At 69.5% G+C, this 25,785-nt stretch carries 24 protein-coding genes and 1 tRNA gene; 9 read left to right on the forward strand and 16 right to left on the reverse strand.

Going from position 1 to position 25,785, the window contains the following annotated elements:
* Position 1: 1 nt before the first annotated feature.
* Together MRBLWH3_RS13865 and MRBLWH3_RS13870 are read left to right on the forward strand one after the other, a co-directional pair.
* Positions 2-613, forward strand: coding sequence for a TIGR04282 family arsenosugar biosynthesis glycosyltransferase (locus MRBLWH3_RS13865; RefSeq protein ID WP_363432983.1), 612 nt, complete (start codon positions 2-4; stop codon positions 611-613).
* Positions 610-1,305 carry a class I SAM-dependent methyltransferase gene (locus tag MRBLWH3_RS13870; RefSeq protein WP_363432985.1) on the forward strand — a complete coding sequence of 232 codons (696 nt, stop codon included), beginning with the start codon at positions 610-612 and terminating at the stop codon, positions 1,303-1,305. The genes MRBLWH3_RS13865 and MRBLWH3_RS13870 overlap by 4 nt, the downstream gene beginning before the upstream one ends.
* Here the strand turns inward: MRBLWH3_RS13870 and MRBLWH3_RS13875 are convergent.
* From MRBLWH3_RS13875 to MRBLWH3_RS13885, 3 genes are read right to left on the reverse strand one after another with little or no spacing between them, the layout of a single operon-like run.
* Complete coding sequence (locus tag MRBLWH3_RS13875) at positions 1,283-1,702, reverse strand: hypothetical protein (RefSeq protein ID WP_363432988.1); 420 nt, start codon at positions 1,700-1,702, stop codon at positions 1,283-1,285. The two genes, MRBLWH3_RS13870 and MRBLWH3_RS13875, sit on opposite strands and share 23 nt — an antisense overlap.
* Positions 1,699-2,310 (reverse strand): molybdopterin-dependent oxidoreductase, encoded by a 612-nt coding sequence (locus MRBLWH3_RS13880; protein WP_363432991.1) that lies wholly within the window; start codon positions 2,308-2,310, stop codon positions 1,699-1,701. Before MRBLWH3_RS13880 ends, MRBLWH3_RS13875 begins: the two co-directional genes overlap by 4 nt.
* On the reverse strand, positions 2,300-2,869 hold the full coding sequence (locus tag MRBLWH3_RS13885; protein ID WP_363432993.1) for a hypothetical protein: 570 nt from the start codon (positions 2,867-2,869) through the stop codon (positions 2,300-2,302). The genes MRBLWH3_RS13880 and MRBLWH3_RS13885 overlap by 11 nt, the downstream gene beginning before the upstream one ends.
* Before the next feature lie 222 nt (positions 2,870-3,091).
* On the opposite strand from MRBLWH3_RS13885, the gene MRBLWH3_RS13890 reads away from it, so the two are divergent.
* Genes MRBLWH3_RS13890 through MRBLWH3_RS13900 form a run of 3 tightly spaced genes read left to right on the forward strand, consistent with a single transcriptional unit; the run spans position 3,092 to position 6,245 of the window.
* On the forward strand, positions 3,092-3,835 hold the full coding sequence (locus MRBLWH3_RS13890) for an MTAP family purine nucleoside phosphorylase (protein WP_363432995.1): 744 nt from the start codon (positions 3,092-3,094) through the stop codon (positions 3,833-3,835).
* Positions 3,832-4,905, forward strand: coding sequence for an NAD-dependent epimerase/dehydratase family protein (locus MRBLWH3_RS13895; protein ID WP_363432998.1), 1,074 nt, complete (start codon positions 3,832-3,834; stop codon positions 4,903-4,905). Before MRBLWH3_RS13890 ends, MRBLWH3_RS13895 begins: the two co-directional genes overlap by 4 nt.
* Entirely contained in the window at positions 4,902-6,245 is a 1,344-nt protein-coding gene (locus MRBLWH3_RS13900; RefSeq protein ID WP_363433001.1) for a hypothetical protein, read from the forward strand. The genes MRBLWH3_RS13895 and MRBLWH3_RS13900 overlap by 4 nt, the downstream gene beginning before the upstream one ends.
* Positions 6,246-6,525: 280 nt before the next feature.
* On the opposite strand, the gene MRBLWH3_RS13905 is transcribed toward MRBLWH3_RS13900, so the two are convergent.
* The 4 genes from MRBLWH3_RS13905 to opgC are packed head-to-tail and all read right to left on the reverse strand — an operon-like array spanning position 6,526 to position 11,767.
* Positions 6,526-6,945 carry an ATP-binding protein gene (locus MRBLWH3_RS13905; protein ID WP_363433004.1) on the reverse strand — a complete coding sequence of 140 codons (420 nt, stop codon included), beginning with the start codon at positions 6,943-6,945 and terminating at the stop codon, positions 6,526-6,528.
* Positions 6,938-7,270 carry an STAS domain-containing protein gene (locus MRBLWH3_RS13910; RefSeq protein WP_363433007.1) on the reverse strand — a complete coding sequence of 111 codons (333 nt, stop codon included), beginning with the start codon at positions 7,268-7,270 and terminating at the stop codon, positions 6,938-6,940. The genes MRBLWH3_RS13905 and MRBLWH3_RS13910 overlap by 8 nt, the downstream gene beginning before the upstream one ends.
* Positions 7,254-9,227: a glycosyltransferase gene (locus MRBLWH3_RS13915; protein WP_363433009.1), complete on the reverse strand. Its 1,974-nt coding sequence runs from the start codon at positions 9,225-9,227 to the stop codon at positions 7,254-7,256. Before MRBLWH3_RS13915 ends, MRBLWH3_RS13910 begins: the two co-directional genes overlap by 17 nt.
* A gap of 59 nt (positions 9,228-9,286) precedes the next feature.
* On the reverse strand, positions 9,287-11,767 hold the full coding sequence (gene opgC / locus MRBLWH3_RS13920; RefSeq protein WP_363433012.1) for an OpgC domain-containing protein: 2,481 nt from the start codon (positions 11,765-11,767) through the stop codon (positions 9,287-9,289).
* A gap of 153 nt (positions 11,768-11,920) precedes the next feature.
* Between opgC and MRBLWH3_RS13925 the strand changes: the two genes are divergently transcribed.
* Both MRBLWH3_RS13925 and MRBLWH3_RS13930 read left to right on the forward strand, forming a co-directional pair.
* Positions 11,921-13,078, forward strand: a complete 1,158-nt coding sequence (locus tag MRBLWH3_RS13925) for a PP2C family protein-serine/threonine phosphatase (RefSeq protein ID WP_363435515.1) — start codon at positions 11,921-11,923, stop codon at positions 13,076-13,078.
* A gap of 13 nt (positions 13,079-13,091) precedes the next feature.
* A complete protein-coding gene (locus MRBLWH3_RS13930) occupies positions 13,092-13,400 on the forward strand; it encodes a hypothetical protein (RefSeq protein WP_363433015.1) in 309 nt (102 codons plus the stop codon).
* A 66-nt stretch (positions 13,401-13,466) separates the two neighbouring features.
* On the opposite strand, the gene MRBLWH3_RS13935 is transcribed toward MRBLWH3_RS13930, so the two are convergent.
* The 3 genes from MRBLWH3_RS13935 to MRBLWH3_RS13945 form a co-directional block, all read right to left on the reverse strand.
* A tRNA-Gln gene (locus MRBLWH3_RS13935) sits at positions 13,467-13,541 on the reverse strand.
* Positions 13,542-13,610: 69 nt separating this feature from the next.
* Positions 13,611-15,140, reverse strand: coding sequence for a glutamate--tRNA ligase (gltX, locus tag MRBLWH3_RS13940; RefSeq protein WP_363433017.1), 1,530 nt, complete (start codon positions 15,138-15,140; stop codon positions 13,611-13,613).
* An 11-nt stretch (positions 15,141-15,151) separates the two neighbouring features.
* The gene (locus MRBLWH3_RS13945; RefSeq protein WP_363433019.1) at positions 15,152-16,123 is read right to left on the reverse strand and encodes a LysR family transcriptional regulator; all 972 of its coding nucleotides are present in this window, start codon (positions 16,121-16,123) and stop codon (positions 15,152-15,154) included.
* 82 nt (positions 16,124-16,205) lie between these two features.
* Here MRBLWH3_RS13945 and MRBLWH3_RS13950 point away from each other — a divergent pair, with 82 nt between their 5' ends.
* Entirely contained in the window at positions 16,206-17,273 is a 1,068-nt protein-coding gene (locus MRBLWH3_RS13950) for an aminotransferase class V-fold PLP-dependent enzyme (RefSeq protein WP_363433022.1), read from the forward strand.
* 220 nt (positions 17,274-17,493) lie between these two features.
* Here the strand turns inward: MRBLWH3_RS13950 and MRBLWH3_RS13955 are convergent, their stop codons facing one another.
* The 5 genes from MRBLWH3_RS13955 to MRBLWH3_RS13975 form a co-directional block, all read right to left on the reverse strand.
* Positions 17,494-18,795 (reverse strand): MFS transporter, encoded by a 1,302-nt coding sequence (locus tag MRBLWH3_RS13955; protein ID WP_363433025.1) that lies wholly within the window; start codon positions 18,793-18,795, stop codon positions 17,494-17,496.
* The gene (locus MRBLWH3_RS13960; protein ID WP_363433027.1) at positions 18,788-19,555 is read right to left on the reverse strand and encodes a fumarylacetoacetate hydrolase family protein; all 768 of its coding nucleotides are present in this window, start codon (positions 19,553-19,555) and stop codon (positions 18,788-18,790) included. Before MRBLWH3_RS13960 ends, MRBLWH3_RS13955 begins: the two co-directional genes overlap by 8 nt.
* A gap of 71 nt (positions 19,556-19,626) precedes the next feature.
* Complete coding sequence (locus MRBLWH3_RS13965; protein ID WP_363433030.1) at positions 19,627-20,733, reverse strand: branched-chain amino acid aminotransferase; 1,107 nt, start codon at positions 20,731-20,733, stop codon at positions 19,627-19,629.
* 60 nt (positions 20,734-20,793) lie between these two features.
* Positions 20,794-21,846: a 3-isopropylmalate dehydrogenase gene (locus tag MRBLWH3_RS13970; RefSeq protein ID WP_363433032.1), complete on the reverse strand. Its 1,053-nt coding sequence runs from the start codon at positions 21,844-21,846 to the stop codon at positions 20,794-20,796.
* Between the two features lie 7 nt (positions 21,847-21,853).
* Positions 21,854-23,395 (reverse strand): MFS transporter, encoded by a 1,542-nt coding sequence (locus tag MRBLWH3_RS13975; RefSeq protein ID WP_363433035.1) that lies wholly within the window; start codon positions 23,393-23,395, stop codon positions 21,854-21,856.
* 63 nt (positions 23,396-23,458) lie between these two features.
* Between MRBLWH3_RS13975 and MRBLWH3_RS13980 the strand changes: the two genes are divergently transcribed.
* Positions 23,459-24,004, forward strand: a complete 546-nt coding sequence (locus MRBLWH3_RS13980) for a TetR/AcrR family transcriptional regulator (protein WP_363433037.1) — start codon at positions 23,459-23,461, stop codon at positions 24,002-24,004.
* Positions 24,005-24,097: 93 nt separating this feature from the next.
* Here the strand turns inward: MRBLWH3_RS13980 and serA are convergent, their stop codons facing one another.
* Positions 24,098-25,702, reverse strand: coding sequence for a phosphoglycerate dehydrogenase (gene serA / locus MRBLWH3_RS13985; protein ID WP_363433039.1), 1,605 nt, complete (start codon positions 25,700-25,702; stop codon positions 24,098-24,100).
* Positions 25,703-25,785 lie beyond the last annotated feature (83 nt).

Raw genomic sequence — 25,785 nt, forward strand, 5'->3', positions numbered from 1 at the left:
CATGACGACCCTGGTGGTGATGGCTAAGGAGTGCGTGCCGGGCAGGGTGAAGACGCGGCTGCATCCGCCGTTCAGCCTCGAGGACGCTGCCCGGATCGCCGAAGCGAGCCTGAGCGACACACTTGCCCTCGGCCGTGCCATCCCGGTCGAGCGACGCGTGCTGTGCTTCGCGGGCGAGCATCTGCCCGTCGATGCCGATGGCTGGGAGATCGTGCCGCAATCGGAGGGCGGGCTCGACGAGCGCATCGCGACGGCGCTCGATGACTGCGCGGGCCCCACCCTCCTCATCGGCATGGATACGCCCCAGGTGCGCGCGGAGCACGTCTCTCGAGCCCTCGCATCGACGCCGCCGTTCGATGCGTGGCTCGGCCTCGCGTCCGACGGCGGCTTCTGGGCGCTCGGGCTGCGCGAACCCGACGGTGATCTGGTGCGCGGCGTGCCCATGTCGCGTGCCGATACCGGCGACCGCCAGCTTCGCCGCCTCAGGGCGGCCGGACTCCGCGTCGAGGCACTGCCGGTGCTGACCGACATCGACACCGCCGAGAGCCTGGCGGCCGTGGCGGGCCTTCTGCCCGACGGCCAGCTGCGGCGGCTCCTCGCGAGGGCGGCATGAGCGTCGCCGGCACTGACGGCGCCCTCGGCGCTCCGTACGAGCGGGCGCTTCGAACGCCGACCGGGCCACTGATGCTGCACGACGTAGGCCGCGCCCGCAGCGTGCGCATGGATGTGGACCGGTTCCTCGCCGCCCCCGACGAGATCGACAGCGCTCTCGCCCGCACCGTCGACGGTCCCGTGCTCGACGTGGGCTGCGGCCCCGGACGAATGGTGCGAGCGGCACTGGATGCCGGGCACGCCGCGCTCGGTGTCGACGTGTCACGCGCTGCCGTGTCGATCGCTCGTCGCCGCGGCCTGCCCGTCCTGCGTCGCTCTGTCTTCGACACGCTCCCGGCAGAGGGTGAATGGGGGACGGCGCTGCTGCTCGACGGCAACATCGGCATCGGCGGCGATCCCGCCGCCTTGCTTGGCCGCTGCGCCGGCCTCCTGCGGTCGACGGGGCGACTCGTCGTCGAGACGCACCCCGCGGCGAGACGCGACCATCGATTCCATGGGATGCTGCGCGACGATGTCGGCCCGTCCGGCACGCCGTTCCCGTGGGCCGAGGTCGGGCGGCTCGCCCTCCGAGCGCATGCCGCAGGTGCCGGGCTCGAGCTCGTGCGAGAGTGGCGGACCGACGCTCGCCGATTCGCAGAGTACACGCGTCCGGGCTCGCTCGACCCGGTCGTCAGCGACGGGATCGGCGGGTGACCACGCGCACCACGATGAGCACGGTCGCGGCGATCAGCGCCCACACGAGCGTCAGCCGCAGCGCGTAGTCGCCCACGAGGATGGTGGGGTTCGGGTTCCCCCTCGCCTGGGCCCAGATCTCGGGCACCACGAACAGGGTGAGCACGCCGCCGACCACGAAGCCGACGTGGACGACGGTTGTCACGACGGTCGCCCGCGCCTCTGCTCTGCGATACCACCGCGCGCGCAGCGAGGACATGAGCGGCGCCAGCACCGCGTCGTGCACGGCGATCACCGCGACCAGCCAGACCATGAGCGCGAGCAGCCGGCTGGGCGACGACGTGGTCACGAGCAGGAAAACACCGTATCCCGCGACGGCGACGCCGAGCGCCAGCAGGAGGGGGCGGAGAATGGTCACGCGGACTCCTCCCGGATCGCAGAGAGCCATTTCGTCTGGAGCACGCCTGGCCGGCCGGGCGCGATGATGCGCGCGGGGTACCCGTGATCCGCGTCGAGTGTCTGCCCGTTGAGCTCGAGCGCGACGAGGGTCAGCGGATCCCACGCGTAGTGCGGGGGCATCGTCGTCTCCCTATATGCTCCGCGCGGCTGCAGACTCACCACACGCACCGTGTGCTCGGGGTTTGTTCCAGCGAGGGCGAGGAGGTCTCCCAGTGGCACGCCGCGCCAGTGAGCCGTCGTGCTCCATCCCTCGACGCACGCGATCGGCAGAACAGCCTCGGCCTGCGGCATCCGTTCCAGATCCTCTCTCGAGAGCTCGATCGCGTCGCGTGCGCTCGTCACGCGCAGGCGCCAGCCCGGATCGGCGGCCAGGCCTGCGACGCCGGCCTGCTTCGCCGTGCGGTTGATCGGCACTCCCTGGGGCCCGTCGCCTTTGACGCGAGGCCCGAACAGATTGACGGGGGCGAGCGGGTCGAACGTCTGCCCGGCGGTGAGACCCACGAGCGCGACCGCCGACGCGCCTGCCCCGACGAGGAAGGTGCGCCGACTCTGCCGTTCAGTGCCCATCGTCCGCCCCGCGGAGCCCGCGCCAGTGCGCCACGATGACCGGCAGCTTCACGCCGATGTGCACCACGATCGCGCCGACGAGGACCCACGCCAGGGCCCAGTGGGTGCGCACGAACGAGAACGGCCATGGGTACCACTGGAAGGTGTTGAGCACCCCCATCACGATCTGCAGCAGAGATGTCGAGACGAGCACCGCGACCGACACGCGCTCGACGACGTCGACGGGCCGCCGCACCGGCGGCCACGCGAAGAGCCGGGGATAGACCACCCAGAGCTTTGCGAGGACGAGAGGAAGCAGAGCGGTGCCCACTGCCACGTGGATCCCTTGTGTCCACTGGTACAGCTCGACCGGACGCGTGGGGAGGGGGAGCCAGCTGAGCGGATGCTGCTGAAGATGGCTGTAGATCCCGGTGAGAAAGCAGACCGCGAACCCCGCGCCGACGATCCGGCCGAGGACCACCGCGGTGCGGGGCGTCCGTTCGGGGGCATCGAGCGCCTGGCGCACGGCCGCGGCGCGTGCACCCGCGGCGTTACTCAGTCGTTCGGTGAGCGAGCCCATGCCGCCAGTTTCGTCTCGCACCGTGCGCCGGGCATCGGCGAGAGATGACGAACCGCGAACAACCGGTCGTCACCGAACCGTAAGGATTGTCCGCAGACTCCCCCGCTCGACATCGTCAGAGTGGTCTCGTGACGGAATCGGACGACGCGCACGGCGCGCGCATCGGCATCATCGGCGGCTCGGGTCTTTAACGAGCTCATCGACGAGCCCGTCTCGATCGACGTGCCCACACCCTACGGCCCGCCATCGTCGCCCATCACGGTCGGGGTGTTCGGGGGCACGCACGTCGCCTTCCTCGCCCGGCACGGCGCCGGCCACACGATTCCCCCGCACCGGGTCAACTACCGTGCGAACCTGTGGGCGCTCGCGTCGCTCGGCGTCAGCGCCGTCATTGGCTCGAGTGCCGTCGGCAGCCTCACGCCCGACCTGCCGCCCGACACGTTCGTGGTCCCCGATCAGCTGATCGACCGCACCCGCGCCCGCGCGGACACGTTCTTCGACGGCAGCGGCGTGCAGCATCTGGCTTTCGCGGACCCCTTCGATGCCGACATCCGTCGACTGCTCGTGGACGCCCTCACCGCCAGGGACGAGCGCTTCGCACCCACCGGCACGACCGTCGTCATCGCCGGTCCGCGCTTCTCGACGCGCGCGGAGGCGCGCGGATGGCGGATGCTGGGCGCCGACATCGTCAACATGACGCAGTACCCCGAGGCCGCGCTCGCCGCGGAGCTCAACCTCGGTTACGCGAGCCTGTCGTTCGTGACGGATGCCGACACCGGCCACGGCGCGGACGACGAGGCCGTGACCGCGGAGGTCGTCTTCCGGCGCCTCTCCGCGGCGCGCGAGCGGATCACGGGCACTCTCGCCGACGCCGTCGCCACGCTGCCCGAGGACTACGCCGCACCGAGACGCATCGCTGCGAACGTCGTCGCCCGTGTGCTGGCGGGCGAGATCCCGGCGCGATGACCGGCACGCTCCTGGTCACCGGCGGTGCCGGCTTCATCGGCTCGCACGTGGTTGCGACCGCACTCAGCCGGGGATGGCGGGTGAAGGTGCTGGACAGCCTGCGCCCGGACGTGCACCCGGCCTCGGCGCGCATGCCCGCGGGTGCCGAGTCCGTGGTCGCCGAGATGACGGACGCTTCCGTCGTTGCCGCTGCGCTGTCGGGCGTCGACGTCGTGTGCCATCAGGCAGCCAAGGTAGGGCTGGGGGTCGGCGTCGCGGACGCGCCCGACTATGTGCGCAGCAACGACCTGGGCACGGCCGTGCTGATCTCGGCGATGGCGGGCGCCGGAGTGCATCGCCTCGTGCTCGCATCGTCGATGGTCGTGTACGGCGAGGGACGCTACCGCGATGCGCTCGGGCAGATCGGCGCGCCGCCGCGGAGCGAGGGCGATCTCGCGGCCGGCCACTGGGAACCCCGCTCGCCGCGAACCGGCGAGCCGCTCGATCCGGAGCTCATCGACGAGACCGCGCCACTGGATCCGCGCAATGTCTACGCCGCCACGAAGGTGGCGCAGGAGCATCTCGTAGCGGCCTGGGCGCGCGAGACCGGGGGGCGGGTCGCGATCCTGCGCTACCACAACGTCTACGGACCGGGGATGCCGCACGGGACACCCTACGCCGGAGTCGCATCGTTGTTTCGCTCGGCGCTCGAGGCCGGTCGCGCGCCGGTCGTGTTCGAGGATGGCGGCCAGCGGCGCGACTTCATCCACGTCGATGACGTCGCCGCTGCGAACTTCGCGGCGATCGGCTGGACGGCGAATGCCTCCGCCGGTGAGGCGCGGCCCTTCAACGTCGCGTCCGGCGAGGTCCGCACGGTGGGAGATATGGCCGAAGCTCTCGCGGCGGCCCTCGGGGGTCCGCAGCCCGAGCTGAACGGTGCGTACCGGCTCGGAGACGTACGCCACATCACCGCCTCCGCCGAGCGCCTCCGGACCGAGCTCGGCTGGCGACCCGCGGTCCTGTTCGACGATGGGATGAAGGAGTTCGCCAACGCACCGTTGCGTCCTCGCGCCGAGGCGGCATCATCGTGACCTTCTCACCGACCCGATCCCGCGTGCCGGCCACACGCACCACTGCGGCGACGATCGGCCTCGTGTCGACGCTCGCACTGATCATCGCGTCGATGGTCATCCCCGCCGTCACAAACTGGAACGTGCGCGCCGGGCAGTTCCCGCCACTGCACTCGATCTGGGTTCCGCGGATCGGGCCGGGCACACCGATCGCGATCCTCCTCGGCGTCCTGACGTGCGTATGGACGCCGCGAGCGGTGGCGTGGTCATGGCCGCGCCTGCTCGTCGCCGTCTATGTCACGGGCGTGGGCTGGATGCTGGCGCTCGCCACCGTGGACGGCCTGGAGGGTATCGGCGGCATCCTCGACGCCAAGACCGAGTATCTCCAGACAGCGCGCTCCGTGACCGACGTCGGCGAGATGCTTCGGATGTATATAGACCGCATTCCGCTCGACAGTGACGAGAACTGGCCGGTGCACCTCGCGGGCCACCCGCCCGGCGCGGTGCTCTTCTTCATCGGGCTAGTGCGTGTCGGGCTCAGCAGCGCCCTGTCCGCGGGTCTGGTGGTCACTCTGATCGCCGGAACTACCGCGATCGCCGTGATGCTCGTGGTCCGGCGTCTCGGCGCCGAACGATTCGCCCGCGCTGCGGCCCCCTTCCTCGTCATCGGCCCGGCGGCGATCTGGATGTGCGTGTCCGCCGATGCAGTGTTCGCGGCGGCCGGCGCCTGGGCCACCCTGCTGCTGACCATCGCCGCGACGAGCCACCGGCGCGGTGTGCGGGTGGCGACAGGTGTCTCATCGGGTGTGGTGTACGGCGTCTGCGTCATGTTCTCGTACGGGCTCCCGTTGCTCGCGGTGCTTGCTGGCACGGTGCTCGTACTCGCCCGGTCGTGGCGTCCGATGGTCTGGGCCGCGCTCGGCTCCGCGGGTGTGGTCTTCCTCTTCGCTGCGCTCGGATTCGCGTGGTGGGAGGCGCTGCCCGTCCTCCGCGACCGCTATTGGGCCGGCATCGCGCACGAACGGCCCGGCCTCTACTGGACGTGGGCGGACCTCGCCGCAGTTGCAGTGAGCGCCGGACCGATGGTCGGTGCCGGGCTCGCCGTGGCCTTCTCCGATGCGAAGTCGGGGAATCCGACGCGACGCACCACAGCATGGCTTGCCCTCGCCGGGGTCGGGATGTGCGTCGCGGCGGCGATCTCGCAAATGAGCCGCGCCGAGGTGGAGCGCATCTGGCTGCCCTTCATCCCTTGGATGCTGCTCGCGACGGCACTGCTTCCCTCCCGCTGGCGACGGGCAGGCCTCATCGCGCAGATGGTCTTCGCGGTGATCGTGCAGCACCTGCTGTTCACACGTTGGTGACGGCCGGGTTCAAATCTCGGGCGCGCTGGGCAGCGGCTGCCCCCATGATGAGGGTGGGGCCCGCTCGTATCGACGGCGCCGCGCCGTCCCGCGACGAGCTCGGTCATCGATCGTGTCGCCCTTCGCGCCGGCGCTCGTCGCGGCGCAGTTCTCCGCGCCGACGAACAACCTCCCTGTAGGCGCTCAGATCCCCGAGAGTCCGCGGTCGGCGAGGGCACGATCGTTTCGAACCCGATAACAGTCGCGGGCGCGGGACGATGCGCCCGGGCGTCCCGGTGACTCACGGCGACGCAGCGGGAGCAGCGCGCGAGAGCGTAAGCGTCCAGATGTTCTGGAGGTCGCTGCGGCGATAGTCGAAGTCATCGACGAGGGCGTTGATGAGCGCGATGCCACGGCCGGATTCAGCGAGCGGGTCGGGCATCTCACGTGGGCGCATGTCAATGTCGGGCTCATCGGCGGAGTCGGTCAGCACGGCTCGGAGCGCGTCGGCGTCCGCGACGACGTGCAGACTGCAGAGGATTGCCGCGTGAGACGAGGCGTGTTGCAGCACGTTGGAGGCGAGTTCGATGACGGCGGTCTCGAAAGCCCAGCGATCAGGGCCGGCGACCGTCGGTTCGTTCCGCCACAACGCGTCGAGCCCCGCGTGGACGACATCGACGCTGTCGGGCGGTGCGCGGAACGTGATCGTCAGTTCAGACACCGTATGCCTCGTCCGGCGAGGCATAGCTCGCGAGCACCCGATCCAGGCTCGATAGGCGAAGCACCATCAATACCTGATCGGTCGGCCGCGCGATCCGGAGGTCCCCGTCGGCCTGCCGCGCCGCCTTCAGGCATCCCACCAGTGCGCCGAGCCCCGACGAGTCGATGAACTCCACCCCGGCCAGGTCGACGACGATGCGATTCCCGTGGTCGGCGATAGCCCGCGTCACGACCGACCGGAGTACCGGTGCGCTGATCAGATTGAGTTTGCCGACCGCGCGCACGATCGCGACCCCTGATCCTCTGTCCTCAACCTCGAACTGCATCGACGGCCCCCTTCTCTTCATCGGTCTCCGGCTCGAAGCCGGTGTAGGTCACCGCGCTCAAGAGCACGCTCAGGATCACGAGGTCGAAGACCGCCCACCCCACGTTGACGAGCGTGCCGACCGGATCCGCCCCGCTGAAGATCATGTGGAGCGTCCCGACGACGATCGCGAGCACGAGTATCGCCATCACGATCAGTTGCACACGGATCAGGTGCCACTGCGGTCCGTTCATCTGCGGGCGTGTCTTCGGCGTCACGGCGAAGCCGAGCGGGATGCGCAGCACGACGTTGTCGAACGCCGTTCGGCACGCCTTGATCCAGACGGGGAACAGCGCGAGGCTGTACTGCTGTCCGCGCCACGTCGGCGTGCCTTTCGCCGCCACGAGGAAGAGCAGCTGGTTCACCAGCATGAAAGGGATGAACCGCACGAAGAACTCGAAAGCGGTCGTCGATACTGGAAGGATGCCGAGCACGAGGTAGATGATCGGCGCGGAGATGTACACGACCGACGCATAGCCGCTCAAGTAGCTCCACATGGTGGCGAAGTACATGAGGCGCTGCGGCACCGACAGGGCGCGCTGAACGAGGGGGTTCTCGCGCAGGAACACCTGCATCGTCCCCTGCGCCCATCGCAGCCGCTGCGTGAGCATGGTTCCGAGGTCTTCCGGGGCCAGGCCGTCGGCGAGGAGCTCGTGGTGGTACACACTCTTCCAGCCGAGGCCGTGCAGGCGCATACAGGTCGCCATGTCCTCCGTGACCGAGATCGTCGCGAGCGGCATCACGGGCTGTGCTTCACCGGGCCGGTCGACGGCGATCGTCTGCAGGATCGCCTGAACGGACTCGAGTGCGTTGAGCGGGGAGAGGTCCCGCTCGGACAGTGCCATGACGATGTCTTCGACGTAAGTCTGTGCGGCATCCGACTGGTCCCCGCCGCGCAGCCGGGCGAGTTCGCGGATCTCCGCTAGGTCGGCTTCGACCCCCGCGACATCGGAAGCAACGAGCGAGTAGCCGGCGGCGTCGACACGGGAGTGCAGGTCGTAGGTGATCGACGCGACGGACGCCCCCGACTCGAGCTCCGCGCGCGCCTGTGCGAGTGCCGCAGCGACGTCGTCTAGTGCGGTACGGACTGCGGGATCTTTCGCCGCTGGGTGTGCCACGGCTTTCGTGACGGCGCGGGATCCTGCCCGCAGCGCGGCGGCGAGGCGCTTGTCGAGATCGCGCACGTAACCCACGATGCCGAGCTGCATCAGGGCCTCGCGGCGCAGCACAGCATTGGATCCGCAGAAGAACGCCGCATTCCAGCCGTCCTTGCCCTGCTGGATCGGCCCGTAGAAAAGCGGGGCCTGGCTGCCGAGTGGGTCGCCGGTCGCGACGTTGGAGAAGACCTGCGGCGTCTGCACGAGCGCGACCTTTTCGTCGCGGAAGTAGCCCAGCGTGTGCTCCAGGATCTCCGCATGCGGGATCTGATCGGCGTCGAGGATGAGGATGAACTCACTCGTCGTCTGCTCGAGCGCGTTGTTGAGGTTGCCGGCCTTGGCATGCCGAGGGACGTCTTCCGTCCAGACTTCAGAGCGCGTGATGTAGCCGATCCCCGCCTCTTCCGCTGCGGCGCGCATCCCCGGGCGGTCACCGTCGTCGAGCACCCAGGTGCTGTGCGGGAAGCGCACCGCCTTGGCGGCGAGGGCCGTCGTCATGACGAGGTCGATCGGCTCGTTGTAGGTCGTGATGAAGACGTCCACCGTCGCGTCGGGATCGGGAGCAGGAGGCGCGGGGCGGCCCCGCGCGCGCCACATCGTCATGCCGAACAGGCCCACGTCGACGAGGCTGTAGGTCTCTGCGATCACGAGCGGCACGGCGATCCACCACGCGCTCCAGTTGAGTGAGTCGAGCCACCGCCACGCCACGTAGTTGATGCCGAGCACAAGCGTGAGCACGACGATGACACGAAGCAGGAGCATGCGCCCCGGCGATGCGAGGGTGCTCTGTGTGTCGACCTCTGCGGGCCCCTCGAAGGCGCTCACCGGGGCACCACCACGAAGAGGAAGCGCGTCTTGACCATGACCCACAGCAGGGCGAGCACGACGAGGTACGCGAGCGTGTCGATGAGGACATTCCCTTCGTGGAGGACGGGGACGTTGGCCACCAGCAGGACGAAGAACACGTGCATGATGAACACGTACAGCGTGGCCTGCCCAAGGGGGAGGAAGAACCAGCCGAACAGTCGATTCACCGGCTTCCACAGCACGCTCAGCAGCGCGTACGCCGTGATCGTCACGAGGAAGACGTTGAGGAGCCGTCCGGGCTCCAGCGTCGTCCGCTCGAACAGGCTCGAGTATATGGAGGCGTAGGCGTTGGACGGGACGAGTCCGAGGCGCATATCGTACGCGCTCGAGAGGTATGGGTTGTTCCACGAGAAGACGGCCAGCGCCACCGTCGCCAGGACGCACAGGCCCAATGCGATCGAGCCGATCCTCGTCTGGAACCAGACGAGGATCTCCCGTCGGTGGAACCCGGCGACGGTACCGGTGACGAACAGCACCTGCCAGGTGAGCAGAGGGAACGAGTCCTCGAATTGCGAGGGGAGGACGCGGATCGAGAGGAATCGTTCGATCACATAGACGGCCCAGCTGACAGCGAGTACGAGCGCCCAATTGCGCCTCGAGAGCGCCCACAGGATCAGCGGTGAGAGCGCGAGCATCACCACGTAGAGGCCGAGCACGTTGACCTGCCAGGGGCCGAGCCGGAGCAGCGCGATGTCGACGACGATCGAGGGGTCCACGGGGTAGCGCAGGAGCGTCTCGAAGTTGGCGTAGAGCTCGTAGATGCGCCCCGTCGCCTCGCTGCCGGCAGCGCCCGTACCCTGATCGGTGAATGTCGTCACAGGTGTGGTGTTGAGGAAAGGCAGCAGGCTCAACGCGCCGATTATCATCACGACGACGAGCGCCGTCACGTACAGTTTCCACGCCCGTTGCGTCGTGCGGACCGTCACCTCCCCGACTCCGCCAGCCACGAGCTTCGGGCGATACACCATACCGAGAACGGCGCCCGAGAGCAGGACGAACAGCTCCGCACCGGACACGACGCCGATCGCCTCCTGTGTCGCGTTCTGCAGGAGCGATGTCAGCGCGAGGTGATTGACGACGACGAAGACGATCGCGACACCGCGCAGCAGATCGATGCGAAGGTCGCGGTTAGGGGGCCCAATGTAGGCGAGACTCCCGACTCTGCCGCGCCGCAGCCCCCACACGAGCAGGAACGCCGTTGCGGCGAGCACGATGACGACGACGGCCCAGGCCGGCGCGCCCGAGATCGTCAGGCCGTTCGCCGTCGCCGTGCGGACGCCCGAGGGTGTGTAAACGGGGCCGAACACGAGCGGCCCGCGCTCCACGTCGGCCCGGAACGCGGCCGCGACAGCGGGATCGCTCGAGATGCTCCAATCGATGACCACCTCCCCCACCGCGACGCGCCGTGACGAGGAGTCCCGCCACAGCGCGACGTCGATCAGCGGGTAGTCGCCGCTGGTGAGAGCGTCGATGCTCTGCTGCCACCACGCTCGTTTGATCGCGAGAGCGGTCGCACCTCCGCTGCCGGGTGAGTACAGCGCCGCGGTCTCAAGGAGCATAGGCGTCCGGGTCGCGGCGGCGAACCGTCCGTAGAAGTCGAGAGCCCCTCGGCCCGACAGGTCGGAGAGGAGCGTGCCCTCTGCCGGGATCGCGTTGACGGGCGGTCCACCGCCGCTGGCGTCGTGATACGCGGCGAGACCGACCCAGTCGACGTACGAACGCCCCGGGTAATACGGGCCGTAGGGGTCGTCGCCGAAGCCGAGGCGCCCGTCAGCGTTCGTATCAAGGCCTGCCTCGTGAACTGCGCGCGGATCGGCGAACGGGTACGACTCGCCCGCGAGTGGCGACCAGACGAGTGCAGCATCGGGCAGGGATGCGTGCAGAGTGTCGGCGAACAGCCGGAACGCTGCGACATACGCCGCGGGCTCCTGACCCCACGGGACCCAGCTCGCGTTCATGTCGGGCGCAAACCGGACGTAGAAGGGCTGGTCGCCCTTCCCACTTGCGGCGAGCGAGTCGACGGCTTCTTGAGCCGCCTCCCGATCGAAGTCCGCGAGGCCGCCGGCAGGCTGCAGCGTGACGATCGGGATCGATCCCTCGGCGTGGCTCTGGCGGAAGAACTCGCCGAGGTACCGTTCCTCGTCGTCAGTGATGGGGAGTGTGGTGGTGTGCTCATATGCCGCCGGAGTGAGCCCGAGCCGATCCGCCTCCAGCCCTGCGTTGTCGATGCTCCAGTCGAGCGTGACCCCGAAGTACGCTCCTGACGACGGCGAGAGTGGCGCCTGCTCGGCGGGGACGACCGGAGGGGTCGGAGCGACAGCAGCCGCGGGGGAGGCTGCCAAGGCTGTCGACAGGAGCACGATTGCCGCAGCCCCCGCCAGGATCCTTCCCAGAGCGGCGCGCGACAGAACGTCCGTCAGTCGGCGAGCAGCCACTGTGCTCCTTCCTTGTGGCGACTACACAAAGATCGGCGCAAGACCGCGTCGTCGAGCCTGGACGATCAGAAGCATATTGCACACGCGGCGCACGGTGCTGAGGTGCGGGACGTCACGGGCAGGACACATCGCATCGCTAGGGTGGGGCGCGTGATGGAAGGCAGCGAATCAGACCGGCTCATGAGTTTGCGCGAGCTGCAGATCTTCGGCACGCCTCCCGAGGAGCGGTTCGACCGCATCACCCGCCTCGCTCGAGAGGTATTTGACGTCCCCGTCGCCGAGATCAACTTCATCGACGCGGAGCGTCAGTTCACGAAATCGCCACAGCCGCCCGGCGCGGAGGTTTACACACCGCTCGACGTGTCGTTCTGTGACGTCGCAGTGAGATCGCCCGGGATCCTCGTCGTCCCCGACGCCGCAGACGACGACCGTTTCTCCTGGAAGGAGAGCGTGACGGGCGAACGGCACGTGCGGTTCTATGCGGGCCGCCCGCTCAGCGTCGCGGGAGGCCCGCTCGTCGGCACACTGTGTCTCGTCGACACGAAGCCTCGCGACTTCGGCACCGACCAGCAGCTCCTTCTCGACCAGATGGGCACGTGGGTCGAGCGCGAGCTGCACGCGAACGCCGAGATGGAGCTCGCCGCCCGCGTGCAGGGAGCTCTCTTGCCCGCCAGCCGGAAGCTCGCTCACGGATTCTCGATCGCAGCCCACTCTCGCCCGATCGGGGTCGTGGGCGGCGATTTCTACGCATGGCACGACGACGGCTCTCATGTGACCCTGCTGCTCGCAGACGCGATGGGCAAGGGTGTCGCAGGAGCCATCATCGCCGCGACGGTTCGTGCGGTGGCGCTAGGTCACCTCGACGTCGATCCGGTCGCTCTCCTCCGGTCCATCGATCGGCGTCTCGATGACGATTTCCGCCGCACTCAGACCTTCGCGACGGCGTTCGCGGCACGGGTCGAGCTGTCATCAGGAGAAATCGAGTACGCGGATGCCGGCCACGGTCTCTCCGCGGTGCTTCGCGCCGACGGCACCATCGAGCCCCTCCCGGCGACCGGCATGCCTCTCGGACTCTCATTGCACGCCGAATGGACTGTCCGTCGATCCCGCCTCGCTTCGGGAGACTCAATGATCTCCGTAACCGACGGCGCCCTGGATCTGGGTGACGGGACCGTCCACGCGCTCAATCAGGTCTTCGCAGCGATCGACCGTGAGGGCGACGCCGGCGCACGGCTCGCACCGCTACTCGCCAGCCTGGACGCCGTCACGCTCACCGACGACGTAGCGGCTGTCGTGCTGACCCGCACGTAGCTCGCCACCTCAGGTGACGACGTTCGATACCCGCATCAGGCTGGGCACCGATCCACAAGCCATGCTGCGGCCGCCCGTCACCGACGACGGAGACTCGTCGCAGTGGCGGAAGATCCTCGCCGACGCTGGCGTGCCTCGCACCCGCCGCGACACGTCGCGGCGCACGGCAGCGTCAGTCCTTATCGGGCACGGCGCCGACCCGGCGCCGGGGGCCGCGATCCTCGGGCACGGCGACCCCGGGTTCACCCTGCACACCTTCGTGCACGGCATCTACGAGAGAGGTGCACGCGGCGGTGTCCGTGCTGGAGAGGGTGCTGGATGAGATGCACGCCCCAGGCAAAGCTCGACGGAACGACAAGAAACCCCCGCCTGAGCGGGGGTTTTCGTATGGCTGGGGTACCTGGACTCGAACCAAGAACAACTGAACCAGAATCAGCCGTGTTGCCAATTACACCATACCCCAAGGCTGTCAGCCGAAGCCGTGCCGAGGATAGAGTCTACGCGACGCCGGCACGTGCTCCAAACCGAGCAGTCACCCGCGCGCGTCGAGCAATGCTCCGAGCCGGCGGATCGACTTCGACTTGCCGAGCAGCTCCATCGACTCGAACAGTGGCGGCGACACCCGGCGGCCGCTCAGCGCGACGCGCAGAGGGCCGTAGGCGACGCGAGGCTTCAGGCCGAGTCCGCCCTCCTCCACCGGCGAGATGAGGGCGCCGGCGAGGGCGTCCTGCACGGCCGCGGCCGTGAACTCCGTGTCGGGAACGACCTCGAGCGCGCCGACGGAGGCGACCAGCACCTCGTTCGCGTTCGCGGGAAGCGACGCGAGGGCGTCGTCCTGGTAGGCGACCACGTCGGAGAACAGGAAGCCGAGCAGTCCCGGGGCGTCCCCGAGCAGCTGCATGCGCTCCTGCACGAGCGGCGCAGCGGCGGCGAGCATGGCCCGCTGCGCCGCCGTCGGGTCCTCGTCGACCACACCAGCCGCGGCCAGGTACGGCACCAGGCGGTCGGCGAAATCGCCGGGCTGCAGCATCCGGATGTGGTCGCCGTTGATCGACTCTGCCTTCTTCTGGTCGAAGCGAGCCGGATTCGGGTTGACGTCGACGATGTCGAAGGCGGCGACGAGCTCATCGAGCGAGAACACGTCGCGGTCCGGACCGATGGACCAGCCGAGCAGGGCGAGGTAGTTGAGCAGACCCTCGTGGATGAAGCCCTTGTCGCGCTGCAGGAACAGATCGGCTTTCGGGTCGCGCTTGGAGAGCTTCTTGTTGCCCTCTTCGCCGAGCACGAGCGGCATGTGCGCGAAGCGCGGAACGAAGGTCGTGACGCCGGCATCCACCAGCGCGCGGTACAGCGCCAGCTGTCGAGCGGTCGAGGGCATGAGGTCCTCGCCGCGGATGACGTGCGTGATACCCATCAGCGCGTCGTCGACGGGGTTCACGAACGGATAGAGCGGCACTCCGCCCGCACGCACGAGCACGAAGTCCGGGAACGAGCCCGCCGGGAAGGTGACCTCGCCACGGATGAGGTCGACGTAGGTGAGGTCCTCATCCGGCACGCGCAGCCGCCAGGCGGGCTCGCGACCCTCGGCACGGAAGTCGGCCTTCTGCTGATCGGTGAGGTCGCGGTCGTGGTTGTCGTAGCCGAGCTGCTTCGCGCGGCCGTTCGCCTCGTTGCGGGCGTCGATCTCTTCGGGCGTCGAGTAGCTCTCGTACACGGCGCCGGAGGCGATGAGCCTGTCGAGCACTTCGCGGTAGATGTGGTGGCGCTGCGACTGGCGGTACGGCCCGTGCGGACCGCCGACCTCGACGCCCTCGTCCCAGTCGATCTTGAGCCAGCGCAGGGCGTCGAGAAGCTGGTGATAGCTGTCCTCGCTGTCGCGCGCCGCGTCGGTGTCTTCGATGCGGAACACGAGCTTGCCGCCCGTGTGACGCGCATACGCCCAGTTGAACAGCACCGTGCGGATGAGTCCGACGTGCGGAAGACCGGTCGGCGAGGGGCAGAAGCGGACGCGGACGTCGGTGCCGGTGGCGGTCGTGGTGCGGGGATCAGGCGAAGAAGACATCGCCCTCAAGTCTAGTTGCGGGATGCTGCGGGACCCGGCTCGTCCGCGGGCTCGGCGATCAGCCGCGCGAGGGCGTTCAGCGTCGCCCGCACAGCCGGCACGCGATCCGCGCCGCGCGCCGTGACGGTGTGGATGCGGCGCTGCTCCCCGGCCGGCAGCGGCACGACGGCCACCCCGGGCAGCTGGGGGAAGGACTCGACCGCCATCCGCGGCAGTGTCGCGACACCGATCCCCTGTGCGACGAGCCCTTCGACGGCGACGAAGTTGTCTGTCTCGAACGCGATGCGCGGCGCGAACCCGGCGCGCCCGCACAGCTCGAGCAGGTGCCCCCGGCAGCGTGGACAGCCGGCGATCCAGTCGTCGTTCTCGAGGGTCGCGACGTCGATGATGTCCGCGGTCGCCGCAGGATGCTCAGCCGGGAGTACCGCGAGCAGCTCGTCGGCGCCCACGGTGTGCACGGCGAGGCCGCGGGCGCTCGACCCGTGCGGGTCGTCGCGGTCGCCCGGGTAGCTGAACGTGAGGGCGATGTCGGTGCGGTCTTCGCGGACCGCCTCGACCGCCTCGGGCGGTTCGGCCTCGACGTACGTGAGGGAGATTCCCGGATGGCGCTGCGCGAGGTCCGCGAGCAGGCGCGGCACGATCGTGGGCGACGCGGAGGGGAACCCGACGAGCCGCACCCGTGCGGAGCGCAGGCCGCGGAGCTCGGCGAGTTCGCCGGCGGCGGCATCCAATGCCGTCGTCACGGCCGGGGCGTGGCGCGCGAGGATGCGACCCGCGTCGGTGAGGCGGACGCTGCGACCGACGCGTTCGACGATCGCCACTGCGAGGCGCTGCTCGAGTCGCTTGAGCTGCTGGCTCACCGCGGGCTGGCTGTATCCGAGGGCGAGGGCGGCGCCCGTGATGGAACCCTCGTCGGCGATCGCTTTCACGACGCGGAGTTCGCGGGCGTCGAAGCCGGGGTCGTCATCCCAAGGATCAGCCATGCTTGAATCATAAGCGCCCGTTATGCGATGCATGTGACACCTGTCGTAGACGCAAGCAATCACCACCCTCCACTCTGGATCCATGACCGCGATCGCTCCTTGCCCCCCTCTCGATGTCGCCCGGCGAGAGTTCGCGGGCGGCCGCGACTACCTCGCGGCGTGCACGGTGGGCCTGCCCAGCCGCGCGACGCGACGCGCCGTGCTCGCCGACCTCGACGCCTCTGCCTCCGGGCGCCCGGACCTCGCCGCGTACTGCGCGGCGGTGGAACGCTCGCGCACGCTGTTCGCGTCGCTCGTCGGCGTCGGTGCCGAGCGGGTGGCCATCGGCTCGCAGACCTCGGTCGCGGCGGGGATGGTGGCGTCCGCGCTCCCGCAGGGAGCGGAGGTGCTCGTGCCCGACGGCGAATTCTCGTCCCTCGTGCTGCCGTTCATCCACGCCGGGCGTGAGCTCGTCGTGCGCACCGCACCGCTCGCCGACCTGGCGGCGCATGTTCGTCCGACCACGGCCCTGGTGGCCTTCTCGGTGGTGCAGTCCGCGACCGGCGAGGTGGCGGACGCCGCGGCCATCGCGGCTGCCGCGGCGGCGCACGACGCGCTCACGCTGTGTGACGCGACCCAGGCTGTCGGATGGCTGCGGGTCGAGGCATCCGTCTTCGATGCCGTCGTCTGCCACGCGTACAAGTGGCTGTGCGCGCCGCGCGGCGTGTCGTTCCTCACGGTGTCGCACCGCCTGGGCGCGCGGATGACGCCGCTGAACGCCGGCTGGTACGCCGGAGACGACCCGTGGTCGTCGTGCTACGGCGGGGAGGTGGCCCTGGCCGCCGACGCCCGCCGCTTCGACGTGTCGCCGGCCTGGCAGGCGTTCGTCGGCGCGGCGCCCGCTCTCGAGCTGTTCGCCTCGCTCGATCCCGCCGAACTCCACGAGCACGCGACCGGGCTCGCCGCGGCGTTCCGCACCGGGCTCGGCCTCGCACAGCCCGAGCGTGCGTCGGCGATCGTCACGTGGGACGATCCAGAGGGGTGGGATCTCGCACGTCTCGCGACCGCGGAGATCACCGCATCCGGTCGGTCTGGCCGCGCTCGCGTGGCGTTCCACGTGTTCAACGACGCCGATGACGTCGACCTCGCGCTCGCGGCGCTGGGCCACTGACGACACGCCCTCGAGGCACCCGGACGACTGCGCAGACCGCCGACGCGGGTCAGCCAGGCCATGCACGACGGAGGCCGCATGACCGGCCACCTCGGCCGCACGCCGCCGGGCGGATGCCGCCGCCGCGTCCCGAGATGACCAAGCTCGGCGACGACCTCGAGTCAGCCATCGTCACGGACCTCGTCGAGGGCGCGGTTCTGCGCCTCGCGTCGGGCGGCGGTCAGGCACCCGACGCGGTGTCCGATGCCCTCGCGGCCGACGCCCGCCAACCGAGCGGCGAGAGCAGCACCGACGCGGCGACGAGCACCAGGACGACAAGGGCGAGGCCGCCGTAGCCGATCCAGCCCAGCAGCGCGCCGGCGGCGATCGCGCCGACGCCGCCGACGATGCTCATGGTGAAGTCGCTGATGCCCTGGCGCCTGGTCCGCAGCGCCTCTGACGAGGATTCGGTCAGCAGCGTGGACCCGGCGACCGTCGTGGCGCTCCAGCCGAGGCCGAGCAGAACGAGGGCGACGGTGACCGCCGTGGTCGACGCCTGACCGAACGACGCAGTCAGCAGCGCAGCGGCTAGCAGCACCTGTCCGATGAGGATCGTGGGAACTCGACCCGCCTTGTCGGCGAGGATGCCGAAGACCGGTGACAGCACGTACATGCCGGCGATGTGCAGGCTGATCGTGAGGCCGATGATCGACAGCGTCGCCGCCTCCGACGCCTCGTGCGTCAGATGCGCCAGGTGCACGGGCGTCATCGCCATGACCGACACCATCGTGCCGTGCGCCGCGGCGACCGCGAAGATCGCGTACCGAGCGGCCACCGGACTATCCGCCTTGGCGATCGCGCGGCTTCCCGCCTTCGCGGAGGCCACCACGCGCTGCGCGAGCAGTAGCGGATCGGGACGCATCGCGACCAGATACAGGATGATGGCGAGCCCCTGCGCGATGACGGTGAACAGGTACGCTCCCGTCAGCGGGGGCATTCCGATCGCCCCGCCGATCACCTCGCCGGGGCCGGTGAGGTTGGGGCCGAGGACCGCGCCCACAGTGGTGGCCCACACCACGATCGACAGATCGCGCCCACGCGAGGCATCCGTCGCCAGATCCGCCGCGGCGAAGCGGGACTGCAGATTCGCGGCCTGACCCGAGCCGATGATGAGGAAGCCGCCGAGCAGCACCGGAAACGACCGCAGGGCGACGGCGAGGATGACGAGGCCGACGCCGATGAGCGCGACCGCCATACCGGTCGTGAGCGAGCGCCGGCGACCGCGGCGGTGGGCGATCGCCGCCAGCGGCACGGCCGTGAGCGCCGTGCCGAACGTGACCGCTGCCGCTGCCAGGCCGGAGAACGCGTCCTCGCCCGACAGCTCGGCCGCGAGCACAGCGCCGAGCGACAGCGTCGCACCGAATGCGAGGCCGCCCAGTACCTGCCCGCCCGACAGCACCCATACCGTGCGTCGCTGGACGCGGGCGATCTCTTCGGCGGTCGGCGCGAGGTCGACCGCCGGTTCTGACCCGGTCTCAGGCATCGCGGGCGGGATTGCGGAGCGTCCCGAGCCCGGTGATCTCGACCTCGACGGTGTCGCCCGCGCTGATCTGGCCGACGCCGGCAGGTGTGCCGGTCAGGATCACGTCGCCCGGGAGCAGTGTGAAGGCGGCGGAGGCGAAGGCGATGACGTCCGCGAGGGAGAAGACCATGTCGCTGATCGGACCCTGCTGGCGGACCTCGCCGTTGAGTCGCGTCGTGATCACGGCGGGGCCGGTCACGTCGAAGTCGGTCTCGATCGCCGGGCCCAGTGGGCACGACGTGTCGAACCCCTTGGCCCGCGCCCACTGACCATCGGACTTCTGCCAGTCGCGAGCGGTGAGGTCGTTGGCGATCGTGTAGCCGAACACGTAGTCGAGCGCGTTCTCGGCGGACACGTTCTTCGCGATGCGGCCGATGACCGCGGCGAGCTCGCCCTCGAAGCTGATGAAGTCCGACCCCTTCGGCAGAACCACGGCGTCGCCGGGGCCGATCACCGAGGTGTTCGGCTTGAAGAACAGCATCGGCGACGCGGGCACGTCGTTGCCGAGCTCGGCCGCGTGGTCGCGGTAGTTGCGGCCGACCGCCACGATCTTGGAGCGCGGGATCACCGGCGCGAGCAGCGCGACGTCGGCGAGCGGCACGCGCTCCCCCGTGGTCTCGTAGCCGGCGAACATGGGGTCGCCCGCGAGGACGACCAGCTCGCCCTCGTCGACGATCCCGAATCTGATGGCGTCGTTGTGGCTGAAGCGCGCGATCCTCACGGGCTCAGCCTAGCCACCTGCTCCGACGAACGAAGGCCCGCGGTCTCCCGCGGGCCTTCGTTCGAGATCGGTCAGGCGTCGAGGCGCACGAGCCAGCCGTGCTTGTCTTCACGGCGCCCGTACTGGATGTCGGTGAGCTCCTCGCGCAGCGACAGCGCGAGCGGGCCGGTCGGCTGCTCGTCGAGGAAGTCCTTCCCCTTGAGCACGCCGATGGGGGTGAGCACGGCAGCGGTGCCGCACGCGAACACCTCGACGATGTCGCCGGAGGCGACGCCCTGGCGCCACTCGTCGAACGACACGGCGCGGCCCTCGACCTTGTGGCCGCGGTCGGTCGCGAGCTGCAGGATCGAGTCGCGGGTGATGCCCTCGAGGATCGAGTCGGACTGCGGGGTGACGATCGTGCCGTCCTTGTAGACGAACACGACGTTCATGCCGCCCAGCTCCTCGACGTTGCGGTCCTGGTCGAGGAACACGACCTGGTCGCACTCGTTCTCGTACGCCTCGGACTGCGGCAGCAGGCTGGCGGCGTAGTTGCCGCCGGTCTTGGCCGCACCCGTGCCGCCCTTACCGGCGCGCGCGTAGTCCTCACTGAGCCAGATCGACACCGGCTGCACGCCACCCTTGAAGTAAGCGCCGGCGGGTGAGGCGATCACGTAGTAGCCGACCTTGTGCGCGGGACGCACGCCGAGGAACGCCTCCTTGGCGAACATGAACGGACGCAGGTACAGGCTCTGGTCGTCACCGGACGGCACCCAGGCGCCGTCGACGGCGATGAGCTCGCGCAGCGACTGGATGAAGTAGGACACCGGCAGCTCGGGCAGCGCGAGGCGACGTGCGGAGCGCTGAAGGCGCCGGCCGTTCTGGTCGGGGCGGAACGTGTGGATCGAGCCGTCGGCGTGGCGGTAGGCCTTGATGCCCTCGAAGATCTCCTGACCGTAGTGCAGGACCGCCGCGGCGGGATCGAGCGAGAGCGGGCCGTACGGCTGGACGCGCGGGCGGTGCCAGCCACCGCCGACGGACCAGCAGATGTCGACCATGTGGTCGGTGAAGCTGGTGCCGAAGCCGGGGTTCGCGAGGATCTCCTCGCGTTGCTGCGTGGTCTTCGCCTGCAGGTTGCGGTTGACGGTGAACTCGAGCGGCGCGAGTCCGGTGTCGGGGTCGGAATCGATGAGGGTCATGACGGCCTGTGCTTTCGTGCGGACGGATCCGCGAGGGTGGAGGCGCTTGCGGGATCCAGGTTACGCCTGGAGTCGGGCGGCGATGGCGTCGCCGATCTGCGCGGTGGTGCGCGATGCCGTGCCCCGGCTCGCGATGTCCTCCTCGACAGCCGTGGTGACGCGCTGTGCCTCGTCGGTGAGCCCGAGGTGATCGAGCAGCAGTGAGACGGAGAGGATCGCGGCCGTGGGATCGGCCTTCTGCTGTCCTGCGATGTCGGGCGCCGATCCGTGCACGGGCTCGAACATCGAGGGGAACGCGCCGTCGGGGTTGATGTTGCCCGAGGCTGCGAGGCCGATGCCACCGGTGACGGCGCCGGCCAGGTCGGTGAGGATGTCGCCGAAGAGGTTGTCGGTGACGATCACGTCGAAACGACCTGGGTTCGTGACCAGATAGATGGTGGCCGCGTCGACGTGCACATAGTCTACGGTCACGTCCGGGTGCTCCCGCGCCACCTCGTCCACGAGGCGCTTCCAGATGCCGCCGGCGTGCACGAGCACGTTGGTCTTGTGCACGAGCGTGAGCTTCTTGCGGCGGCGCTCGGCGAGATCGAAGGCGTAGCGCACGACGCGCTCCACCCCGAAGGCGGTGTTCACCGAGGTCTCGTTCGCGACCTCGTGCGGCGTGCCCGTGCGGATCGAGCCGCCGTTCCCGACGTACGGCCCCTCGGTGCCCTCGCGGACGACGACGAAGTCGATATCACCCGGCTCGGCCAGCGGCCCCGGCACACCCGGGTACAGCTTCGACGGCCGCAGGTTGACGTAGTGGTCCAGCTCGAAGCGCAGCTTCAGCAGCAGTCCGCGCTCGATGTTCGCGTTCTTCAGCCGCGGGTCACCCGGCACTCCCCCGACGGCGCCCAGCAGGATCGCATCGTGGTGCTTGATCGCGTCGAGGTCGTCGTCCGTGAGCGTGTCGCCGGTCTCGAGGAAGCGCCCGGCACCGAGCGAGTACCGCGTCTTCTCGAAACGGATGCCACTGCCCGCGGTCGCGGCGTCGAGCACCTTCTCCGCTTCGGCGATGACCTCCGGACCGATGCCGTCACCCGGGATGACGGCCAGTTTCACGACGCGCGACATGGTGCTCCTATGACTTCTGGCGGGACCCTCCCAGGGTAGTGGCCGCGATGACCCCCGCGCCGACCACGAGGGCCGCCCCGATGAGGGCCGTGACGGTCACGCCCGCGTCGAACGCGGTCGCCGCCGCCTCGAAGAGCGCCTGGCCGGTCGCCCCGCCGATCTGGTCTGCGGCGTGCACCGCACCGGCGAGGGTCTCGGACGCGGACGCGGCCGCGGCATCCGTCACGCCGTCCGGCACCACGAGATTCGACCGGTAGAGCGCGGTCAGGATGCCGCCCAGCACTGTTGTGCCGAGAACAGCACCCAGCTCGTACGCGGTCTCGGAGACGGCGCTGGCAGCACCGGCCTTCGCCGGCGGTGCACTCGAGAGGACCAGCTCGTTCGAGACGGTCTCGGCTGCGCCGATGCCGATGCCGAGCGAGATGAACGCCACGGCAAGCGTGCCCACACTGTCGGGGCCGGTGGCGAATGCCACGGCGATGTAGCCCGCGACCGAGAACACGAGCGCAGCCGGCACCACGACGCGGGCAGGCCACTTCTTCGAGATCGGCACGACCGCGAGGCCCGCCAGGATCATCATCGCGAGTCCGGGGACGAGTGCCAGCCCTGCCTGCATGGGCGACAGACCCACGATGAGCTGCAGGTGCTGCGCGACGAAGAACAGGAAGCCGACAAGCGCGATCACGCTGAGCAGGTTCACCAGCAGCGCACCGCTGAAGGTGCCGAGGCCGAACAGGCGCATGTCGAGCATCGGACTCGTGGCACGCAGCTGCCGGCGGACGAAGAGCACCCCGAAGCCGAGACCGACGAGCATCGGCAGCCACGCCGCGACCGCGAACCCGTGCACCGCGAGCTCCTTCATTCCATAGACGATCGGGATCATCGTGGCCATCGACAGCACGATGCTCAGCGGATCGATGCGGCCCGGCCTCGGGTCGCGGCTCTCGGGCACGAGAAGCGGCGCGAGCACCAGCAGCGGGATGAGCACGGGGACCGAGAGGAGGAACACCGAGCCCCACGAGAAGTGCTCGAGCAGCAGTCCGCCGACGATCGGGCCGAGCGCCGCACCGGCGGAGAACATCGACGCCCACACCGCGATCGCGAGGCGCCGCTGATCACGGTCGGTGAAGATGCTGCGCAGCAGCGAGAGCGTCGACGGCATCAGCATCGCGCCGAACACGCCCATCGCCGCGCGAGCGGCGATGAGCCACGCGGCGCTCGGCGCGAAAGCCGCGAGCACGGAGACGGCGGCGAAGCCGGTCGCGCCGATGAGCAGCATCCGTCGCCGCCCGAACCTGTCGCCGAGCGTGCCCATCGTGACGAGCAGGCCCGCCAGAACGAGCGGATACGCGTCGATGATCCACAGCTGCTGGGCGCTCGAGGGCCCCAGCTCGAGGGCGATCGACGGCAGCGCGAAACTCAGCACCGTGTTGTCGACCGAGACGAGCAGCACCGGCAGCATGAGCACGACCAGCGCCGCCCAACCGCGCCAGCCGACCTTCCGGGCCTGTGCGTCGGCGAGCGAGAGTTCTTGAGTGAGAGTCATCATTTCTATACCGTCCAGCCGGTATAGTAACAGGATGCTGCGACACATGTCGATACCATCGAGGCCATGAGCCGCCCTCCCCTCGCCCGCGAGAAGGTGCTCGACGCCTTCGAGCAGATCCTCATCGAGGAGGGCGAGCGAGCGGCCACCATGGACGCCACTGCCAAGGCCGCGGGCGTGTCGAAAGGCGGCCTGCTCTACCATTTCGGCACGAAGGAGGCACTCGCGGCCGCGCTGATCGAGCGGCTGCGCGCGCTGGTCCAGGAGGACGCCGACCTCATGGCGGCGGCGCCTGAAGGCCCCATCGCCTACTTCCTGCACACGTCGGTCATGGCGAACGACCCGATCGACCGCGCGATCCTCGCGACCTCGCGTCTCGCTCAGGGCGGCGACGCCTCAGCGAGCGATGCGCTGCGGCAGACCCGCGATGACTGGGCGGCCGTGCTCGAGCCCCACACGAAGGACGCGACGGCCCTCGACCTCGTGATGCTCGTGAGCGATGGCCTCTACTTCAACAACGCTCTGTCGGGCGGGTCGATCCCCGGCCCGGTCCCGCGCGGCGAGGCGCTCGACGCCCTCGTCGCGCTCGTCGAGCGCGCCACCCGCCCCTGAACGGGCCCGTCGGGCCGGCCGTCGGCGGATGGCAGACGGATGCCGCAACCCCGGCCCCTCCGGGGGCTCAGAGACGCAGCATCCATCCTGGAATCAGGACTCGGTGATCTCGATCTGGCGGAACAGATCGGCCTGGATCGCCGTGCTCACCTCGTCGAGGAGGGCGTCGGGCACGGGCGAGTCGACCGTGAGCACCGAGAGCGCCTGGCCGCCGGCCGTCTGGCGCGCGATCTGCATGCCGGCGATGTTGATGCCCGCCTCGCCGAACTTCTGGCCGTAGATCGCCACGATGCCGGGGCGGTCGGTGTAGAGCATGACGACGTGGTTGGTCTCGATCGGCAGCTCGATCGCATAGTCGTTGATGCCCACGAGCTTCTCGACCTGCTTCGGCCCCGTGAGCGTGCCCGAGATCGCGAGTTGCGAGCCGTCCGACAGGGCGCCGCGCAGTGTGATGACATTGCGGTACTCGGGGCTGTCGTCGTCGACGAGCAGACGCACCTCGACGCCGCGCTGCTCGGCGAGCAGCGGCGCGTTCACATACGACACCGTCTCGCTGACGATGTTCGTGAAGACGCCCTTGAGCGCGGCGAGCTTGAGCACGCTGACGTCGTAGGCCTGCAGCTCGCCGTGCACCTCGACGTCGAGGCTCGTGAGGGGCGACCGGGCGAGCGCCGAGAAGATCTGGCCGAGCTTCTCGACCAGCGGTATGCCGGGGCGCACGTACGGGTCGATGACGCCGCCCGCGACGTTGACGGCATCCGGAACCAGCTCTCCGCCGAGAGCGAGACGCACCGACTTCGCGACCGAGACACCCGCCTTCTCCTGAGCCTCCTCGGTGGAGGCACCGAGGTGCGGCGTGACGACGACATTGGGCAGGTCCAGCAGGGCCGCCGCGGTGCCGCCGTCCGCCGGCGGCTCCGATGTGAAGACGTCGAGACCCGCACCGGCGATCTCGCCCGCGGTCAGGGCGGCGTGCAGCGCCTCCTCGTCGATGAGTCCGCCGCGCGCGACGTTCACGACGTACGCGGTCGGCTTCATGATCTTGAACTGCTCGGCGCCGATCATGCCCGTCGTCTCGGGGGTCTTCGGCATGTGGATCGTGACGAAGTCGCTCTGCGCGAGCAGCTCGTCGAGCGTGACCAGCTGCACGCCCAGCTGCTGCGCGCGAGCGCTCGTGACGTAGGGGTCGTACGCGATGACGCGGACGTCGAACGCCTGGAGGCGGGCGGTGATCAGGGCGCCGATGCGGCCCAGGCCGATGATGCCGACCGTCTTCTCGAACAGCTCGGTGCCGGTGTACGAGCTACGCTTCCACGCGCCGCCTGCGAGCGAGGCGTGCGCGGCGGGGATCCGGCGCGCGAGGCTCAGGATGTGGCCGACGGTCAGCTCGGCCGCCGAGATGATGTTGGAAGTCGGGGCGTTCACGACCATGACACCGGCGGTGGTGGCCGTCTTGATGTCGACGTTGTCGAGCCCGACGCCGGCGCGGGCGACGACCTTGAGGACGGGCGCCGCGGCGATCGCCTCGGCGTCGATCTTCGTCGCCGAGCGGATCAGCACCGCGTTGGCGTCGGCGAGAGCCTCGAGCAGCGCGGGACGGTCGGTGCCGTCGACGTTGCGCACGTCGAAGTCGGGCCCGAGGGCGTCGATCGTGGCGGGAGAGAGCTCTTCGGCGATGAGGACGACAGGCTTCGGCACGGGTGTTCCTTAGTGGGGCGGTGCGCGAACGCGCGGAGCAGAACCGGATGCCGCGCCGCACGCCGTCGGGGGGCGAGGCCTGT

It is taken from the genome of Microbacterium sp. LWH3-1.2 (assembly GCF_040675855.1).
GTDB lineage: Bacteria > Actinomycetota > Actinomycetes > Actinomycetales > Microbacteriaceae > Microbacterium.

Bases quoted from the DNA above. Each gene is read 5' to 3' on its own strand.
- MRBLWH3_RS13865 (WP_363432983.1), top strand. From the start codon at position 2: ATGACGACCCTGGTGGTGATGGCTAAGGAGTGCGTGCCGGGCAGGGTG.
- MRBLWH3_RS13870 (WP_363432985.1), top strand. From the start codon at position 610: ATGAGCGTCGCCGGCACTGACGGCGCCCTCGGCGCTCCGTACGAGCGG.
- MRBLWH3_RS13880 (WP_363432991.1), bottom strand. From the start codon at position 2,310: ATGGGCACTGAACGGCAGAGTCGGCGCACCTTCCTCGTCGGGGCAGGC.
- MRBLWH3_RS13885 (WP_363432993.1), bottom strand. From the start codon at position 2,869: ATGGGCTCGCTCACCGAACGACTGAGTAACGCCGCGGGTGCACGCGCC.
- MRBLWH3_RS13895 (WP_363432998.1), top strand. From the start codon at position 3,832: ATGACCGGCACGCTCCTGGTCACCGGCGGTGCCGGCTTCATCGGCTCG.
- MRBLWH3_RS13910 (WP_363433007.1), bottom strand. From the start codon at position 7,270: ATGCAGTTCGAGGTTGAGGACAGAGGATCAGGGGTCGCGATCGTGCGC.
- MRBLWH3_RS13915 (WP_363433009.1), bottom strand. From the start codon at position 9,227: ATGCTCCTGCTTCGTGTCATCGTCGTGCTCACGCTTGTGCTCGGCATC.
- MRBLWH3_RS13925 (WP_363435515.1), top strand. From the start codon at position 11,921: ATGGAAGGCAGCGAATCAGACCGGCTCATGAGTTTGCGCGAGCTGCAG.
- gltX (WP_363433017.1), bottom strand. From the start codon at position 15,140: ATGTCTTCTTCGCCTGATCCCCGCACCACGACCGCCACCGGCACCGAC.
- MRBLWH3_RS13945 (WP_363433019.1), bottom strand. From the start codon at position 16,123: ATGGCTGATCCTTGGGATGACGACCCCGGCTTCGACGCCCGCGAACTC.
- MRBLWH3_RS13950 (WP_363433022.1), top strand. From the start codon at position 16,206: ATGACCGCGATCGCTCCTTGCCCCCCTCTCGATGTCGCCCGGCGAGAG.
- MRBLWH3_RS13955 (WP_363433025.1), bottom strand. From the start codon at position 18,795: ATGCCTGAGACCGGGTCAGAACCGGCGGTCGACCTCGCGCCGACCGCC.
- MRBLWH3_RS13965 (WP_363433030.1), bottom strand. From the start codon at position 20,733: ATGACCCTCATCGATTCCGACCCCGACACCGGACTCGCGCCGCTCGAG.
- MRBLWH3_RS13970 (WP_363433032.1), bottom strand. From the start codon at position 21,846: ATGTCGCGCGTCGTGAAACTGGCCGTCATCCCGGGTGACGGCATCGGT.
- MRBLWH3_RS13975 (WP_363433035.1), bottom strand. From the start codon at position 23,395: ATGATGACTCTCACTCAAGAACTCTCGCTCGCCGACGCACAGGCCCGG.
- MRBLWH3_RS13980 (WP_363433037.1), top strand. From the start codon at position 23,459: ATGAGCCGCCCTCCCCTCGCCCGCGAGAAGGTGCTCGACGCCTTCGAG.